The organism is Aquitalea pelogenes (assembly GCF_001515305.1).
Taxonomy (GTDB): Bacteria; Pseudomonadota; Gammaproteobacteria; order Burkholderiales; family Chromobacteriaceae; genus Aquitalea; species Aquitalea pelogenes.
On sequence record NZ_LNQV01000114.1, the window covers coordinates 1 to 928 of the forward strand.

2 rRNA genes are annotated in these 928 nt (G+C 53.6%); both read right to left on the reverse strand.

The annotated features are described in order from the left end of the window. Positions 1–107: ribosomal RNA gene (gene rrf / locus AWT75_RS20415) — 5S ribosomal RNA — on the reverse strand; the annotation flags it as partial. A 137-nt stretch (positions 108–244) separates the two neighbouring features. Continuing rightward, a 23S ribosomal RNA gene (locus AWT75_RS20420) occupies positions 245–928 on the reverse strand; the annotation flags it as partial.

Here is a 928-nt window from a genome sequence, read left to right on the forward strand (position 1 = left end):
GTGTCCTACTTTCACATGGCGAATGCCACACTATCATCGGCGCTAAGGCGTTTCACGGTCCTGTTCGGGATGGGAAGGCGTGGGACCACCTCGCTATGGCCACCAGACATAAACTGTCAACAAACTCGAAGAAGCTTTGTCATCCAGACTTCGTCTGAATCACTGAATTAATTAGATTGGGTCTTTGATCGCGTCGCACACTCACTATCCATCCGGTCTCGGTTTCCCAAGCCACTCAAATGATAGGATCAAGCCTCACGAGCAATTAGTATCGGTTAGCTTAACGCCTCACAGCGCTTCCACACCCGACCTATCAACGTCCTGGTCTCGAACGACTCTTCAGGAGGGTCTAGCCCTCAGGGAAGTCTCATCTTCAGGCGAGTTTCGCGCTTAGATGCTTTCAGCGCTTATCTCTTCCGAACTTAGCTACCCGGCAATGCCACTGGCGTGACAACCGGTACACCAGAGGTTCGTCCACTCCGGTCCTCTCGTACTAGGAGCAGCCCCCGTCAAACTTCCAACGCCCACTGCAGATAGGGACCAAACTGTCTCACGACGTTTTGAACCCAGCTCACGTACCACTTTAAATGGCGAACAGCCATACCCTTGGGACCGGCTACAGCCCCAGGATGTGATGAGCCGACATCGAGGTGCCAAACACCGCCGTCGATGTGAACTCTTGGGCGGTATCAGCCTGTTATCCCCGGAGTACCTTTTATCCGTTGAGCGATGGCCCTTCCATTCAGAACCACCGGATCACTATGTCCTGCTTTCGCACCTGCTCGACTTGTCGGTCTCGCAGTTAAGCTACCTTTTGCCATTGCACTATCAGCACGATTTCCGACCGTACCTAGGTAACCTTCGAACTCCTCCGTTACACTTTGGGAGGAGACCGCCCCAGTCAAACTGCCTACCATGCACTGTCCCC